Annotated in this window: 13 protein-coding genes and 1 tRNA gene; 8 read left to right on the plus strand and 6 right to left on the minus strand. The window is 59.1% G+C overall.

Features of this window, described 5'->3' with window-relative positions; all coding sequences use genetic code 11:
- Positions 1-83: 83 nt before the first annotated feature.
- The 3 genes from AAHA39_RS00280 (at position 84) to AAHA39_RS00290 (ending at position 3456) form a co-directional block, all read left to right on the plus strand.
- On the plus strand, positions 84-1118 hold the full coding sequence (locus AAHA39_RS00280) for a sensor histidine kinase (protein ID WP_320655881.1): 1035 nt from the start codon (positions 84-86) through the stop codon (positions 1116-1118).
- 76 nt (positions 1119-1194) lie between these two features.
- On the plus strand, positions 1195-2538 hold the full coding sequence (locus AAHA39_RS00285) for a sigma-54-dependent transcriptional regulator (RefSeq protein WP_042033344.1): 1344 nt from the start codon (positions 1195-1197) through the stop codon (positions 2536-2538).
- A 156-nt stretch (positions 2539-2694) separates the two neighbouring features.
- The gene (locus tag AAHA39_RS00290; protein WP_342689983.1) at positions 2695-3456 is read left to right on the plus strand and encodes a Nif3-like dinuclear metal center hexameric protein; all 762 of its coding nucleotides are present in this window, start codon (positions 2695-2697) and stop codon (positions 3454-3456) included.
- A gap of 112 nt (positions 3457-3568) precedes the next feature.
- On the opposite strand, the gene purN is transcribed toward AAHA39_RS00290, so the two are convergent.
- Positions 3569-4207: a phosphoribosylglycinamide formyltransferase gene (gene purN, locus AAHA39_RS00295; RefSeq protein ID WP_320655880.1), complete on the minus strand. Its 639-nt coding sequence runs from the start codon at positions 4205-4207 to the stop codon at positions 3569-3571.
- Positions 4204-5241, minus strand: coding sequence for a phosphoribosylformylglycinamidine cyclo-ligase (purM, locus tag AAHA39_RS00300; RefSeq protein WP_139394005.1), 1038 nt, complete (start codon positions 5239-5241; stop codon positions 4204-4206). Before purM ends, purN begins: the two co-directional genes overlap by 4 nt.
- A 176-nt stretch (positions 5242-5417) precedes the next feature.
- Between purM and upp the strand changes: the two genes are divergently transcribed.
- The 3 genes from upp to hda all read left to right on the plus strand — a co-directional run bounded on the left by upp (position 5418) and on the right by hda (position 8014).
- Positions 5418-6044, plus strand: a complete 627-nt coding sequence (upp, locus tag AAHA39_RS00305; RefSeq protein ID WP_033114376.1) for a uracil phosphoribosyltransferase — start codon at positions 5418-5420, stop codon at positions 6042-6044.
- Positions 6045-6190: 146 nt separating this feature from the next.
- Entirely contained in the window at positions 6191-7210 is a 1020-nt protein-coding gene (locus AAHA39_RS00310) for a DUF2066 domain-containing protein (protein ID WP_041209869.1), read from the plus strand.
- 102 nt (positions 7211-7312) lie between these two features.
- A complete protein-coding gene (gene hda, locus AAHA39_RS00315; RefSeq protein WP_033114378.1) occupies positions 7313-8014 on the plus strand; it encodes a DnaA inactivator Hda in 702 nt (233 codons plus the stop codon).
- A gap of 110 nt (positions 8015-8124) precedes the next feature.
- On the opposite strand, the gene aceA is transcribed toward hda, so the two are convergent.
- From aceA to AAHA39_RS00335, 4 genes are all read right to left on the minus strand, one after another.
- Positions 8125-9438, minus strand: coding sequence for an isocitrate lyase (gene aceA, locus AAHA39_RS00320; protein WP_005344572.1), 1314 nt, complete (start codon positions 9436-9438; stop codon positions 8125-8127).
- A 72-nt stretch (positions 9439-9510) separates the two neighbouring features.
- Positions 9511-11118: a malate synthase A gene (gene aceB, locus AAHA39_RS00325; RefSeq protein WP_320655879.1), complete on the minus strand. Its 1608-nt coding sequence runs from the start codon at positions 11116-11118 to the stop codon at positions 9511-9513.
- Between the two features lie 695 nt (positions 11119-11813).
- Positions 11814-11957: a hypothetical protein gene (locus AAHA39_RS00330; protein ID WP_320655878.1), complete on the minus strand. Its 144-nt coding sequence runs from the start codon at positions 11955-11957 to the stop codon at positions 11814-11816.
- Positions 11958-12216: 259 nt separating this feature from the next.
- A tRNA-Pro gene (locus AAHA39_RS00335) sits at positions 12217-12293 on the minus strand.
- Positions 12294-12603: 310 nt separating this feature from the next.
- On the opposite strand from AAHA39_RS00335, the gene tadA reads away from it, so the two are divergent.
- Both tadA and AAHA39_RS00345 read left to right on the plus strand, forming a co-directional pair.
- Positions 12604-13086: a tRNA adenosine(34) deaminase TadA gene (gene tadA / locus AAHA39_RS00340; protein WP_239693810.1), complete on the plus strand. Its 483-nt coding sequence runs from the start codon at positions 12604-12606 to the stop codon at positions 13084-13086.
- Between the two features lie 204 nt (positions 13087-13290).
- Positions 13291-15528 (plus strand): ABC transporter permease subunit, encoded by a 2238-nt coding sequence (locus AAHA39_RS00345; RefSeq protein WP_033114380.1) that lies wholly within the window; start codon positions 13291-13293, stop codon positions 15526-15528.
- The last annotated feature ends 5 nt before the right edge of the window (positions 15529-15533 follow it).

The raw sequence follows: 15533 nt of genomic DNA on the forward strand, positions 1-15533 counted from the left end.
AGTAATCTATTGGTTTTAATAGATTAATTTAGTGGCATGGAAATTGAATAACCTGACCAGGTCGCCAGTTTGAGGTCAGGTTTATGACAGCCCAACAGCAGGATATCCCACTCCAGTCTCACGAAGTGAGCCAGCTTTACGCCATCTTCAAGGCGCTCCCGACCGGGGTGCTGTTGCTTGATGGCACTGGCATCATCACCCGTGCCAATCCGGCGGCGATAGACCTGCTAGGAGAGCCGCTGGAGGGGGAGCTCTGGCGTCACGTCATCACCCGCTGCTTCGAGCCGCGCGAGGATGATGGTCACGAGATCTCCCTGCGCGATGGTCGCCGGGTCCAGCTCTCGACCCAGCCGCTGCAGGATCAGGCGGGCCAGCTGGTCTTTATCAACGACTTGACCGAAACCCGTCAGCTGCAGGATCGCATCAACCACATGAAGCGGTTGTCGGCTCTTGGCAATATGGCCGCTTCGCTGGCCCATCAGATCCGCACCCCGCTCTCGGCCGCCATGCTCTATGCCGCCAACCTGGCGAACCGCACCCTCAAACCCGAATCCCGCACCCAGTTTCAGCAGAAGCTGATGGCCCGGCTGCAGGACTTGGAGAAGCAGATCAACGACATCCTGCTGTTTGCCCGCAATGGCGACAATCAGGTGGTCACCCCCGTCTCGGTACAGGGTCTGCTGGCTGAAGTGCAGGCGGGAGCTGAGGCCTTCTGCGCCCAGCAGGGTTGCGAGCTGCATATGGAGGCGCCGGAGCCCGATCTCTGCCTGCTGGCCAACAGCAGTGCACTCTCCGGAGCCATCAACAACCTCATCGCCAACGCCCAGCAGGCGGGGGCAACGTCACTTCTGGTGAGCGCGGTGCGCAGCGGTGCTCGGGTCGAGATGCGGGTGATCGACAATGGCAAGGGGATGCCGGCCCACCTGCTTAGCCAGATTTTCGAACCCTTCTTTACCACTCGCTCCCAGGGCACCGGCCTTGGACTGGCGGTGGTGCAATCCGTCGTGCGTGCTCATCAGGGCGAGGTCGGTGTGGCCTCGGTTCCCGGAGAGGGCACCTGTTTTACTCTGTCGTTCCCCCTGCATCAGCTGCAGGTACAACTTGGAGGTGCAGCATGAGCCTTGTTAAGGCGCTGCGCCAGCCGAGTGGGAGCCATATCAATGCGGCCAGGTTGGCTGTCGTGGGAGGTGTAGCATGACTCAGGCCCGGATCCTGGTAGTGGAAGATGACAATGGCCTGCGTGAGGCGCTGGTCGATACCCTGTTGCTTGGCGGCTATGAGTGCCGTGAAGTAGACAGCGGCGAGCGGGCCTTGCTGGCTCTCTCCCGTCAGCCGTTTGACATGGTGATCTCCGATATTCAGATGGGAGGAATGGATGGCCTGACCCTGTTGGCCACCATACGCCAGCAGTATCCACAGGTGCCGGTACTCCTGATGACTGCCTACGCCAACATCGACGGCGCGGTGCGCGCCATGCGTGAAGGGGCCATCGACTATCTGGCCAAACCCTTTTCGCCCGAGGTGTTGCTCAACCAGGTGAGCCGCTATGTGCCGGCCCAGAAGGTAGAAAAACGTGCCGTGGTCTATGGCGATCCCAAGAGCGCCGAGCTGTTTCAGCTGGCGACCCGGGTGGCCAGAAGCGAGGCCACCGTCATGGTGACCGGCCCGAGTGGTACGGGTAAAGAGGTACTGGCCCGCTACATCCACGACAACTCCAACCGCGCCGAGCAGCCCTTTATCGCCATCAACTGCGCCGCCATTCCGGAGAACATGCTGGAGGCGACCCTGTTTGGCTACGAGAAGGGGGCGTTTACCGGCGCGGTGCAGGGGTGCCCCGGCAAGTTCGAGCAGGCGCAGGGGGGGACTCTGCTGCTCGACGAGATCACCGAGATGGATCTGGGGCTGCAGGCCAAGTTGCTGCGGGTGCTGCAGGAGAAAGAGGTAGAGCGGCTCGGCAGCCGCAAGATGATCCCGCTGGATGTGCGGGTCATCGCCACCAGCAACCGGGATCTCAAGAAGGCGGTACAGGATGGCCTGTTTCGCGAAGATCTCTACTACCGTCTCAACGTTTTTCCGTTGCGCTGGTCTGCCCTGTGCGAGCGACCCGGAGACATCTTGCCGCTGGCTGAACATCTGCTGGCCCTGCATGCCAGCCAGCAGGGGCTGCCCACCCCGCAGCTGGAGCCGCAGGCGCGCGAGCGGCTGCTCTCTCATCCCTGGCCCGGCAACGTACGCGAGCTGGACAACGTGGTACAGCGGGCGTTGATCCTCAGTCCAGATGGAGTGATCGATTGCAGCCACCTCATTCTGGAAGAGGTGGACGAGCAGGAGATGGAGTTTGCCGTCGCAGAGCGCGCTTATGGCGGTGATCGCCTCGGTAGCGAACTCAAGCAGCAGGAGCACCAGATCATTCTCGACACCCTGCAAGAGTGCAACGGCAGTCGCAAGGATGTGGCCGACCGTCTCGGTATCAGCCCGCGTACTCTGCGCTACAAGCTGGCCCAGATGCGGGATGCCGGCATCGACTTGCCTGCCTGAATCAGGCTGGTGCCTCAATAGAGGGAAGTATCACTGTGTGGGAACCGTCATGGTCTTGATGGCGGCTCTCGATTATCATAGGGCCCTTGGCGTTTTGAGCCGGGGCCTTGTTTTTATTGGTAAAACAGGGAATCGCGCCGTTATAAAGGGACCCTTATGATCTCTCATCGAAAATTGGAAACCGTACTCAACCACCTGCTTGAGCCCCACGCCATCAAGGATTACTGCCCCAATGGTCTGCAAGTCGAGGGGCGCGATCGCATTCGCAAGGTGGTGACTGGCGTGACCGCCAGTCAGGCCCTCATAGATGCAGCCGTGGCTGCCGATGCCGATGCCATTCTGGTTCACCACGGCTACTTCTGGAGCGGTGAACCGGCCCAGATCACCGGTATGAAGCAGCGCCGTATCAAGACCCTGCTGGCCCACGATATCAATCTGTTTGCCTACCACCTGCCACTGGATGTCCATCCCGAGGTGGGCAATAACGCCCAGCTCGCCAAGCTGCTCGATATCAAGGTGCGTCGTGGTCTGGAGCCGTGGAACAGCAAGAGTGTCGCCATGGTGGGCAAGCTGGAAGAGCCGATGAGCGGCAGCGATTTTGCCAAGCTGATTGGCGAGCGTCTTGGTCGTGAGCCGCTCCATTGTGGCGACAGCGGCCCCGAGCTAATCCGCTCGGTGGCCTGGTGCACTGGCGGCGGCCAGAGCTACATCAATCTGGCGGCGGAGCAGGGCATCGACGCTTTTATCTCTGGCGAGGCTTCCGAGCAGACCATCCACACCGCTCGCGAGATGGGGATGCACTTCTACGCTGCCGGTCATCACGCTACAGAACGCTACGGCGTCAAGGCGCTGGGAGAGTGGCTGGCGACCGTGCACGGGTTGGATGTAACCTTTATCGATATCGACAATCCGGTCTGATTAGCCGCGTAGCGGCGTAATCGAAGATGAACGTGGTCATTGCGTTGATCTATGGAAATGACAAGGGAGGCCTGGGCCTCCCTTGTTACATTTTGCTTACTGTGGTTAGCGGTTACTCGCAGGCATAGCCTGCCGGGCCAAGTTGCTTGCCATCGAGAAAGGCAGATCCTTCTCGCATCTGCAAACGCCCTTCACAGAACCACTGCACCACCAGCGGGTAGATGCTGTGCTCCTGCACCTGTACCCGTGCTGCCACCTCGTCAGCATCATCGCCTTCGAAGATGGGCACACTGGCCTGCAGGATCACCGGGCCACCGTCGAGCTCTTCGGTCACGAAGTGGACGCTGGCGCCATGCTCGCTGTCACCAGCATCAATAGCGCGCTGGTGGGTGTGCAGCCCCTGATATTTCGGCAGCAGGGAGGGGTGGATATTGATCATCCGTCCGGCGAAGTGGCGCACCAGTTGCGGGCTCAATATGCGCATAAAGCCGGCCAGTACCACCAGATCCGGCTGATAGTCAGCCATCAGCGCCAGCAGGGCGGCGTCATACTCCTCCCGACTGGCAAACTGCTGCTGGCTGAGGGTGGCGGTAGCCACCCCTACCTCTTGTGCGCGGATCAGGCCATAGGCATCGGCCTTGTTGCTGATGACGCCGACCACCTCACCGGCAATCTTGCCGCTGGCGCAGTGGTCGAGGACTGCCTGCAGATTGCTGCCGTTGCCGGAGATAAGGACGAGGATCCGCATCATTTGATGACGACCTGCTCCTCACCATCGGCCGCCTTGGCCACATGACCGATGTGCCATGCGTTCTCACCCTCGGCTTTGAGCAGGGTCAGCGCCTTCTCCAGCTGATGGGCAGGCAGGGCGATGATCATGCCGACGCCGCAGTTGAAGGTGCGATACATCTCGTGGCGGGTGACGTTGCCAGCCTGCTGCAGCCAGCTGAACACTGCTGGCCACTGCCAGCTCTGCTCATCGATAACAGCCTGAGTGTTGGCGGGCAGCACGCGCGGGATATTCTCCCAGAAGCCGCCACCGGTGATGTGGGAGAGTGCGTGGATCTCGCACTCCTTGATGAGCTTGAGCACAGGTTTCACATAGATGCGGGTCGGCTCCAGCAGGGCGTTGGCCAGGGTGGTGTCACCCAACGGCTGATGAACATCTGCCTTGGAGACCTCGAGAATTTTGCGGATCAGGGAGAAACCGTTGGAGTGGGGGCCGCTGGCGGCCAGCGCGATCAGGGCGTCACCTTCAGCAACCTTGCTGCCGTCGATGATCTCGCTCTTTTCCACCACGCCGACGCAGAAACCGGCGATGTCGTAGTCTTCCCCTTCATACATGCCCGGCATCTCGGCGGTTTCGCCGCCCACCAGAGCGCAACCGGACTGCTCGCAACCGGCACCGATCCCGGTGACCACTGCGGCCGCGGTGTCCACATCCAGCTTGCCGGTAGCGTAGTAGTCGAGGAAGAAGAGGGGCTCGGCACCCTGTACAATCAGGTCGTTGACGCACATGGCCACCAGATCGATACCCACGGTGTCATGTTTTTTCAGATCGATGGCGAGGCGCAGCTTGGTGCCCACACCGTCGGTGCCGGAGACCAGCACCGGCTCCTTGTAGCCCGCAGGGATTTGACACAAGGCCCCAAAGCCGCCAAGACCACCAAGGACTTCAGGACGACGAGTGCGCTTTGACACGCCCTTGATACGTTCAACCAGTGCATTGCCGGCATCGATATCCACGCCAGCATCCTTGTAGCTCAGTGAGGTTTTGTCAGTCACGAGTAGTCCCCGTCATGTGAGAAGTGGAGGGTAAAATTCGGGGCGTATTCTAACAGTGGCGGTGAAAAACCAGAAAGGAAATCGTTTGCGCGTTTTTGCGCAAAACTGCTCTACAAGCGGCGGCTTTTATTGTATGATTCCGCGATTTTTTTTGCGGCAGGTTAGAGGAGATAATAATGAAAGTCGTTGAAGTCAAACACCCCTTGGTCAAACACAAGATCGGTCTGATGCGTGAAGGCGATATCAGCACCAAGCGTTTCCGTGAACTGGCCAAAGAAGTGGGCAGTTTGTTGACCTATGAAGCTACCTCTGACTTCGAAACCGAGAAGGTTATCATCGATGGCTGGAATGGGCCAGTAGAAGTTGACCAGATCAAGGGCAAGAAGGTAACCGTCGTACCGATCCTGCGTGCCGGTCTTGGCATGATGGATGGCGTACTGGAGCACATGCCGAGTGCCCGCGTCAGCGTGGTCGGTATCTACCGCGATGAAGAGACCCTGCAGCCGGTTCCCTACTTCGAGAAGATCGTCAGCAACATCGAAGAGCGTCTGGCGCTGGTCATCGACCCCATGCTGGCCACCGGTGGCTCCATGATCGCCACTATCGATCTGCTGAAAAAGAAAGGCTGCCAGTCCATCAAGGTGCTGGTGCTGGTTGCCGCGCCTGAAGGCATCAAGGCGCTGGAAGCCGCTCACCCGGATGTGGAGCTGTTCTGTGCCTCCATCGATCAGGGGCTGAACGAGAAAGGCTACATCGTGCCGGGTCTGGGCGATGCCGGCGACAAGATCTTCGGTACCAAGTAAGTTGCTGTGACACGCCGCCTCTGCCGAGGTGGCTGACGGAGCCGGCGTCCTGCCGGCTTCGCTGTTTATGGCTTTTGTCCCAGCCTTGCCGCAGGACGCGCCTTGCCGCTACCATAAGCACCATCTCCCATTTCGAGACTCTGTTCATGTTCAAACGTGTTGTGACCGCCCTCTGCTGCGGCTTGTCATTCATTGCCTCGGCCGCTCAGGTGACCGACCTCTATCAGGGCAAGGCCCCGACCACCGGCGACATGGTGGCTGCTCAGGGTCAGGCGCTGGGCGAGGTGTTGATCAAGGTGACCGGCAAGCGGGATATTCTGACCCAGCCTGCCGTGGTCAAGGCGCTGGCTGCGCCGGGCGACTATGTAAAGAGCTATGGCTATCAGGATGTGGATTCGGTCAAGTATCTGAAGGCCGAGTTCAAGAGCGACAAGGTCAACAGCCTGGTCTCCGAGAGCAAATTCGCCCTGCTTGGCCCGGCTCGTCCCCAGATGGCCCTCTGGCTGGTGGTGGATCAGGGTGAGCGCCATCTGCTGGCAGACCAGTCTACCGATGGCTGGGCACAGGCCTTGCGCGAACAGACCCTGGCGCTGGGGCTGCCGGTCAGCATTCCCCTGATGGATCTGGACGACAACATGGCGGTCAGCGCCACCGATGTGTGGGGCCGTTTTGCCGATCCCATCCTCAAGGCGAGCCAGCGCTATGGCGCCGAGATGGTGGTGCTGGGCAAGCTGACCCCGGAAGGGGACAAGTGGAGCATCGACTGGGGACTCTACGGTCCCAAGGCCGCTGGTGAAGTGGCCGAACTGACCCGAGGCAACACCACGGGTACCCAGGCCGAAGTGGCGCAAGGGCTTGCCGATACCTTGGCGACCTGGCTGGTGAAAAACTACGGCGCCCGCATCTCGGGGCCGGCAACCAGTCAGACCTTGGTGGTGGATGGTCTCTCCGATGTGGACAGCATGATCTCCGTGCAGAAGATGCTGCAGGGGATGGCCAACGTCAGCAAGGTCGAGATCGGCAAGCTGGAAGGCAATCAGGTCACCTTCAACTTTACCCTGCAGGGGGATCAGAGCGAGTTGGTACGCGCCCTGCAGCTGGAGAGCCGCTTGCACAAGGTTGACGATAATGGCAGCAATCTGCGTTACCAATGGTCGCAGCCCTGATTTCACAAGGCTTTTGTCTACCGCCCGGCTTGTCCGGGCGGTTCTCTATCTGCCATTGCGATGGTACACTTAGCCACAAATGTCACAGTCAAAGCCCAACGAGTGAAGCAACCGGCCCAACTGTCCCTAGCCGTACAACTACCGGATGATGAAACCTTCGTCAGTTTTTATCCCGGCACCAATGCTCATCTGATCACCGCCCTCAAGAATGCGGCTATCGGTCAGGGGTCACCTTTCCTCTATTTCTGGGGAGCCAAGGGCTCCGGGCGCTCCCATCTGCTCCATGCCACCTGTGCCGAGGTCAATGCCCGCGATGCAGCGGCGGCCTATCTTTCCCTCGATCAGTTTGAACAGCTCGATCCCAGCATGCTTGATGCCCTCGAAAGTCTGCCGCTGGTCTGCCTCGACAGCATTGAGGCCATCGCCGGAAATGCCGTTTGGGAGCGGGCGCTGTTTGATTTTTACAATCGCTGGCAGGAGAAAGGGGAAGGGACGCTGATCGTCACCGGTTGTAGCGCGCCGCGCAAGCTGGGGCTGCAGCTGCCGGATCTCGCCTCGCGCCTTGACTGGGGGGTGAGTTTCCATCTCGAAGAGCTGGATGATGAAGGCAAGCTCAGTGCCCTGCAGCTGCGTGCCGAGCTGCGGGGCTTCAAACTGCCCATCGATGTGGGCCGCTTCCTGCTCAACCGCCTCTCCCGCGACATGCGCACTCTGCTTACCACTCTCAATCAGCTCGACAACGCCTCATTTCGCGCCAAGCGCAAGCTCACTATTCCCTTTGTCAAAGAGATCCTCGAGCTCTGAGCCATTGGGTGTGCTTGAGTTTCCGTGGTGCTGATATAACGGGCAAAAGAAACCCCGGCCTGAAGCCGGGGTTTTGCTATCTCAAGGACTTTCTCAAACAGTTCTGCCTATCAGTGGAACTGATCTTCTTCGGTGGAACCGGTCAGCGCAGTGACCGAGGATTGGCCACCCTGAATGACGGTGGTCACTTTGTCGAAGTAACCGGTACCGACCTCCTGCTGATGGGCTACGAAGGTGTAGCCACGGCTGGCGGCTGCAAATTCCGGCTCCTGCACCATCTCGACGTAGTGCTTCATCCCTTCGCCACGGGCGTACTGGTAGGCCAGTTCGTACATGTGGAACCACATGTTGTGGATACCCGCGAGGGTGATGAACTGGTACTTGTAGCCCATGTCGGAGAGCTCCTGCTGGAAGCGGGCGATGGTGGCATCGTCCAGATTTTTCTTCCAGTTGAAGCTCGGTGAGCAGTTGTAGGCCAGTATGCGATCCGGGAACTTGGCCTTGATCGCTTCGGCAAACTTGCGCGCTTCGTCCAGATCCGGCTTGGCGGTTTCACACCACACCATGTCGGCATAAGGGGCGTAAGCTAGACCGCGAGCAATGGCCTGATCGATACCGGCACGAACCTTGTAGAACCCTTCAGCTGTGCGCTCGCCAGTCAGGAAGTCTGCATCGTACGGGTCAGCGTCGGTGGTCAACAGGTCAGCGGCGTTGGCGTCGGTACGGGCGATCACCAGGGTGGTGGTGCCGCACACATCGGCTGCCAGACGGGCGGCAACCAGCTTCTGCACCGCTTCCTGAGTGGGTACCAGTACCTTGCCGCCCATGTGGCCGCACTTCTTGACTGATGCCAGCTGATCTTCAAAGTGCACGCCAGCGGCACCCGCTTCAATCATCCCCTTCATCAGTTCGAAGGCGTTCAGCACGCCGCCGAAGCCAGCTTCCGCATCCGCCACGATGGGCAGGAAGTAGTCGATAAAGCCCTCATCCTGCGGCCCAACCTTGTTGGCCCACTGGATCTGGTCGGCACGGGCGAAGGAGTTGTTGATGCGCTCCACCACGGACGGCACCGAGTTGGCCGGGTAGAGGGACTGATCCGGATACATGGTGGAGGACAAGTTGTTGTCTGCCGCCACCTGCCAGCCGGAGAGGTAGATCGCTTCGATCCCCGCCTTGGCCTGCTGTACCGCCTGACCACCGGTCAGGGCGCCGAGGCAGTTGACGTAGCCCTTTTTGGCGTCGCCGTGGATCAGACCCCACAGCTTGTCGGCACCGCGCTGGGCCAGGGTGTGCACCGGCTGCAAGCTGCCGCGCAGGTTTACCACATCTTCGGCGCTGTAGCCGCGCTTGATCCCTTTCCAGCGGGGGTTTTCCGCCCAGTCTTTCTCGATAGCCTGGATCTGTTGCTCACGGGTCAGTGCCATATCAGTTCCCTCTTTCATTGATTTCACGTTTCCATTGACTTGTTATTGGCGAGCCCCGCCGGGGCCCGGAGTTCAGAGCCGCTCGTAACCGGGCAGCGTCAGAAAATCGATCAGAGTATCGGCGCAGGTGATCTCTTCCATCAGCTCGCTTGCTTCGGCAAAGCGACCCGCTTGCCAGCGCTCGGCACCCACTTCGGCTTTGACCACCTCCTGCTCCTCGGCCAGCATCTGGCGGAACAGATCCTTGGTCACCACCTTGCCGTTCGACAGGCTCTTGCCGTGGCGGATCCACTGCCAGATGGAGGTGCGGGAGATCTCGGCGGTGGCGGCATCTTCCATCAGACCGTAGATGGGCACGCAGCCGTTACCGTTGATCCAGGCCTCCAGATATTGCAGGGCAACCCGGATATTGGTGCGCATGCCTGCTTCGGTGCGCTCACCCTCACAGGGGGCCAGCAGGTCGGCGGCTGTGATGGGGGCATCCTGCTCGCGCAGCACGCCGATCTGGTTCTTGGCGCCAGCCGCAATGGTGGCGTTGAATACCGCCATGGCGGTATCGGCGAGGCCAGGGTGGGCCACCCAGGTGCCATCGTGGCCGTTATTGGCTTCGCGCTCCTTGTCCGCTTTGACCTTGGCGAATACTTGTTCGCTCACGGCCGCGTCCTTGGCCGGAATAAAGGCGGCCATGCCACCCATCGCCAGCGCACCGCGCTTGTGACAGGTCTTGATCAGCAGCCGCGAGTAGGCGGAGAGGAACGGCTTGTCCATGGTTACTACCTGGCGGTCCGGCAGGACGCGATCCGGATGGTTCTTCAAGGTCTTGATGTAGCTGAAGATGTAGTCCCAGCGGCCGCAGTTCAGCGCAACGATGTGATCCTTCATCTGATAGAGCAGCTCATCCATCTCGAATACAGCCGGCAGGGTTTCAATCAGCACGGTGGCCTTGATGGTGCCGCGGGGAAGGCCGAACTTGTCCTCGGTCCAAGCGAATACCTCGCTCCACCAGCGCCCTTCCAGATGGCTCTGCAGCTTGGGTACATAGAAGTAGGGGCCGGAGCCTTTGGCCAGCAGCGTCTGATAGTTGTGCAGGAAGTAGAGGGCAAAATCGAACAGGCCGCCGGGGATGGGCTCGCCATCGAAAGTGACATGTTTTTCCGGCAGGTGCAGACCGCGCACCCGGCAGATGAGCACCGCCGGATTGGGGTTCAGGGTGTAGGCCTTTCCTTCCGGACTGGTGTAGGAGACGGTACCGTTGACTGCATCGCGCAGGTTGATTTGACCCTCGATCACCTTGTTCCAGGCGGGGGCCAGTGAGTCCTCGAAGTCCGCCATAAACACTTTGACGTTGGCGTTGAGGGCGTTGATCACCATCTTGCGCTCGACCGGGCCGGTGATCTCCACACGGCGATCTTGCAGGTCGGCGGGAATGCCGCGAATGGTCCAGTCACCTTCACGGATGTGGGCGGTTTCCGGCAGGAAGTCCGGCAGCTCGCCACCATCGATACGGGCCTGACGTGCCACACGTTGTTTCAGCAATTCCCCTCTTTGGGGAGCAAAACGTTCCACCAGTTCGGAGACCAGCGCCACCGCGTCCGGCGTCAGAATTTGCGCGTATTCGGGCAGCATCTCGCCCTGGATGCGAAGGCGGGCGCTACAGTGGGTCTGAGCCGGTGCCGACATAAGGTTCACTCCTTTGAGAATTACATTTTGAACTAACTAACTACGACTAAAGTCGAATCCCTGTTCCTGAAACGTTCCCGCAACAACGGGGTAACACGATTGATAAGGTGCGAAATATTGTCGATTACGTCAACAGTTTTTTTAAAACGCCTGTTTAGGGTTGATATTTAAGTTGATGTTTTTAATTGATTTATTGGATTGGTATAAAAGCTCTATACAGATGGTTATGCTCCTGGTTTTTCTGTCCGGACGATGGCTCGTCCGGTCACCCTTCATATCATGCGATTCGTAACTTATTACGTAATAAAATTACAAATGCAAAAACAAATCCCGACCTTACTCCAGGCTTTTTAAAAACAGCTGTATGAAGTGCGTTTAAATATTTCAATCAATAGGCTGATGGCGTTGATGCTGGATAGTGAACGTTCGTTTAAAACCGTCAGGCTTTCGCAGGGCTCTGTTGGCGCTGACGGCTTGCCGCATTGAAAGTGGAGCGCAATAACGTAGGTTTGTATCAGCTGATGGGGATCAACCGGGCGGGGAGTGGTGGTTAAACAGCAGTCAATTACACTGTGTAATCATGTTTTAGTAGTGGTTTGTCGTTTTTTTAAGGCAGTACGTCTCAAGAGGCATAAGACGGGGAAAAGCAGGGAAAAAAGCAGGCAAAGAGAGGGGGAAATCGCCCGCAGGCGGGCTCAGTAGTCATCGTCAGGTTCGGCCAGATCGATGACATCCAGCTGGATAACCAACACTTCCTCTTCACCCTGCGGGGTGCAGGAGTTGTCGTGAGGAACAGGGTAGAGCGGAATGAGCGGGGTGAAATCGGTTGTCTGGTTCATGCTTGCTCCCGTGTTGAATGCAAGCCGGCCAGTGATCCCTTCACATGTGCCTCCACCTCCCTGTCTTGATACCGGCGGAAAGTTGCGCATATTAATGATCGCATCAAAAAGATTCAAGCGATTCTGTACGTTTTTTGTTCCTAACGATGATGGCGCGGGTTGAATCGGGCAAAAGGCCGGGAAAGGGAAGGCTGGTCAGAGCAAAAACGGGAGCAAAAAAATAGCCCAGTCGTTTGACTGGGCTATTTTCGGGGAATAATGGTCGGCGTGAGAGGATTTGAACCTCCGACCCCTGACACCCCATGACAGTGCGCTACCTGGCTGCGCTACACGCCGACAAGGTCAGTCTGAGCTGACGGGGAGGAAGTCTAATGATCTGCACTCATGGGTGCAACTCCTTTTTTATCATAGAGATGCCGACTGCTTCTTTATTGCGCAGCCAAGATGCGGCTTGGGCGGAGGAGGGAGTTTTGGCATAATCGCCGCCCCGCAGCAGCCACTATTCATGCAAGATATTCATGATGTCGGCTGAAAGGTGTGGAAGTATGGAATACCAATGCAGAGATTGAACAGACAGAGAGGCATGGCCGTGAAACCAGCAGAGGGGGCCGATGCGCCGGAACAGGCCGCAACGGATGAGAAGTGGATGCGTCACGCCATGGCACTGGCGGGCTGCGCCGAGGGGATCGGTGAGATCCCGGTTGGTGCCGTGCTGGTGCTGGGTGACGAGATCGTGGGGGAGGGGTGGAACCGCTCCATCAGCGAGCACGATGCCTGTGCCCATGCCGAAGTAATGGCCATCCGTGCGGCAGGTAGCCGGCTGGAGAACTACCGCCTGCTCGACACCACCCTCTATGTGACGCTGGAGCCCTGCTGCATGTGTGCCGGTGCCCTCATCCATAGCCGGGTCAAGCGGGTAGTCTTTGGCGCACGGGATCTCAAAACGGGTGCGGCGGGGTCGGTGTTCGAGATCTTGCAGGACCCGCGCCACAACCACAGAGTCGAGCTGACCGCAGGCGTGCTGGCCGAGGCCTGCTCGACCCAGCTCTCCGATTTCTTCAAGCGGCGCCGCGCCGAGAAAAAGGCGGCCAAACTGGCGCTGCAACAATCGGGTGAGGCTTCCGCCTGAGCCGGTCAGCGGCGGGATGTACTAACCCGCCGCTTGCCATTTTTATAACTACTTTAAAAACAATCAGTTATTAAGCATTCACTCCCTCTCTCCCCTGGTATTCCGTCCTCTGTTTATCCTGCTTATTTAAGGTGGCGGGTGTAACAAAACTGTCATGCAACCGCCATATAATGCCGCCAAGCCTAGCTTACATTGAGGTTTTGCATGTCATCGGAATCGTTACACCTGGGTATGGCGGGGAGTCGAAAACGCCGCATCAAGGACAAATTGGCCAAGTACGGCGTCACCACGGGTGGGGCGCTGGTGCTGGTGGCGCTCCTTCTTATCTTCTTTTACCTGCTCTATGTGGTGAAGCCCATTTTCAATGGCGCCACGATGGAGCCGACCGCCTCGTTTACCCTGCCGACAAGCGGCAAGACCGCCTGGCTCGGGGTGGAGGAGCAGAACGAGATCGGTTATCGCTTCAGCGACAACGGGCAGGTCAACTTCTTCGCCGTGCAGGGCGATGGCAAGATCAAGGTCGGTCAATCCCTCGGTCAGGCTGAGGTAGCCGGTGACGTCACTGCCGTGGCGCCGCCCGCGCCGGGTCAGAAGCTGATCGCCTACGGTTTTGCCGACGGCAAGGCGCAAGTGGTACAGCCCTCCTTCAAGGTCTCCTATCCCAACGATGTGCGCGTCATTGAGCCCAGCCTCCAGTACCCCTTCGGCGAAGAGCCGGTGGTCGTGGATCCCGAGGGCAAGGCGCTCAAGACCATGGTGTTTGAAGCCACCAAGGACAAGATGGCCGCTGCCGCCGTGACCGAAGATGGTCGCGGCGTGATGACGGTGATGAGCGGTGAGGAGAACTTCCTCTCCGGCGAGATCGAGTGGAGTGCCCAGAACTACACCATTCCCTCCCTGCCGCGCCATGTGGATCAGATGCTGCTCACCCCCAACCTGCGCATCCTGTTCGTGCGCGAGGGCAACCGCCTCTCTGTCTACGACATCCAGAACCTGAGCGATATCTCGGTGCGCAACGTGCTGGAGATCAACGCCCCGAATGCCAACGTGACCCGGGTCGAGCTGCTCTCCGGCGCCTCTTCCCTGCTGGTGGGCAATGACAATGGCGTCATCTCCCAGTGGTTTGAAGTGGCAAAGGATGGCAAACGCCAGTTCACCCAGATCCGTGACTTCAAGGGTGATGGCGCCGTGGCGCAGCTGACCCCGGAGCACTTTCGCAAGGGCTTTATCAGTGCCGACAAGGATGGCACCGTCAGCTTCTTCCACGCCACCGGCGAGACCAAGCTGCTGAGCGAGCATGTCGATGGTGGCGCCTTCTCTGCGCTGGCCATTTCGCCGCGTCACAACCTGCTGCTGACCCAGCAGGGCGATGCCTTCAAGCTGTTTGCGGTGGAGAACGAGCACCCCGAGGTGACTTGGTCTGCCCTGTGGCAACAGGTGTGGTATGAAGGGTATCCGGAGCCACAGTATGTGTGGCAATCCACCTCCGCCAGCAACGACTTTGAAGCCAAGCTGAGCCTGGTGCCGCTGGTATTCGGTACCCTGAAAGCTTCCTTCTATGCCATGGTGTTTGCGGTGCCGCTTGGTGTTGCGGGCGCCATCTACACCGCCTACTTCATGTCGGCGGGGCTGCGCAAATATGTCAAACCGACCGTCGAGATCATGGCGGCTCTGCCGACCGTTATCCTCGGTTTCCTGGCCGGCCTCTGGCTGGCGCCCATCATCGAGGGCTCTCTGCCTGGCGTGGTGCTGCTGCTGATCCTGCTGCCGGCTGGAATGCTGCTGACCGCGCTGGTGTGGAACTACCTGCCGGAGCGCAGCCGTACCTGGCTGCCGGAGGGGTGGCACGCCATCCTGCTGATCCCGGTGCTGCTCTTCATCGGTTGGGGGGCGTTCGCGCTGAGCCCGCTCATCGAGAATGCCTTTATGCACGGTGATTCGCGCATCTGGCTGACCCACGACATGGGTATCAAGTTCGACCAGCGCAACTCGCTGGTAGTTGGTATCGCCATGGGCTTTGCAGTTATTCCGACCATCTTCTCCATCGCTGAAGACGCGGTCTTCTCGGTGCCCAAGCACCTGACCCAGGGCTCGCTGGCCCTCGGTGCCACCCCGTGGCAGACCCTGAGCCGGGTGGTGATACTCACCGCCAGCCCGGGCATCTTCTCGGCGGTGATGATGGGCCTTGGCCGTGCCGTGGGCGAGACCATGATCGTGCTGATGGCCACCGGCAATACCCCCATCATGGACTTCTCCATGTTCCAGGGGCTGCGTACCCTCGCCGCCAACATTGCGGTAGAGATGCCGGAGTCGGAAGTGGGCAGCTCCCACTATCGGGTGCTGTTCCTCGCAGCCTTCGTCCTGTTCGTGTTCACCTTCTTGTTCAACACCCTGGCCGAGTTCATCCGTCAGCGGTTGCGTGAAAAATACAGCTCTCTGTAAGGACC

The sequence above is a fragment of the Aeromonas sp. SE22 genome, from assembly GCF_038739755.1.
Taxonomy (GTDB): Bacteria; Pseudomonadota; Gammaproteobacteria; order Enterobacterales; family Aeromonadaceae; genus Aeromonas; species Aeromonas jandaei.

Excerpts from the sequence above, each read along its gene's own strand:
- AAHA39_RS00290 (WP_342689983.1), top strand. The coding sequence starts at position 2,695 with ATGATCTCTCATCGAAAATTGGAAACCGTACTCAACCACCTGCTTGAG.
- AAHA39_RS00285 (WP_042033344.1), top strand. The coding sequence starts at position 1,195 with ATGACTCAGGCCCGGATCCTGGTAGTGGAAGATGACAATGGCCTGCGT.
- AAHA39_RS00330 (WP_320655878.1), bottom strand. The coding sequence starts at position 11,957 with ATGAACCAGACAACCGATTTCACCCCGCTCATTCCGCTCTACCCTGTT.
- purN (WP_320655880.1), bottom strand. The coding sequence starts at position 4,207 with ATGATGCGGATCCTCGTCCTTATCTCCGGCAACGGCAGCAATCTGCAG.
- AAHA39_RS00310 (WP_041209869.1), top strand. The coding sequence starts at position 6,191 with ATGTTCAAACGTGTTGTGACCGCCCTCTGCTGCGGCTTGTCATTCATT.
- aceA (WP_005344572.1), bottom strand. The coding sequence starts at position 9,438 with ATGGCACTGACCCGTGAGCAACAGATCCAGGCTATCGAGAAAGACTGG.
- upp (WP_033114376.1), top strand. The coding sequence starts at position 5,418 with ATGAAAGTCGTTGAAGTCAAACACCCCTTGGTCAAACACAAGATCGGT.
- tadA (WP_239693810.1), top strand. The coding sequence starts at position 12,604 with ATGCGTCACGCCATGGCACTGGCGGGCTGCGCCGAGGGGATCGGTGAG.
- AAHA39_RS00280 (WP_320655881.1), top strand. The coding sequence starts at position 84 with ATGACAGCCCAACAGCAGGATATCCCACTCCAGTCTCACGAAGTGAGC.
- aceB (WP_320655879.1), bottom strand. The coding sequence starts at position 11,118 with ATGTCGGCACCGGCTCAGACCCACTGTAGCGCCCGCCTTCGCATCCAG.
- AAHA39_RS00345 (WP_033114380.1), top strand. The coding sequence starts at position 13,291 with ATGTCATCGGAATCGTTACACCTGGGTATGGCGGGGAGTCGAAAACGC.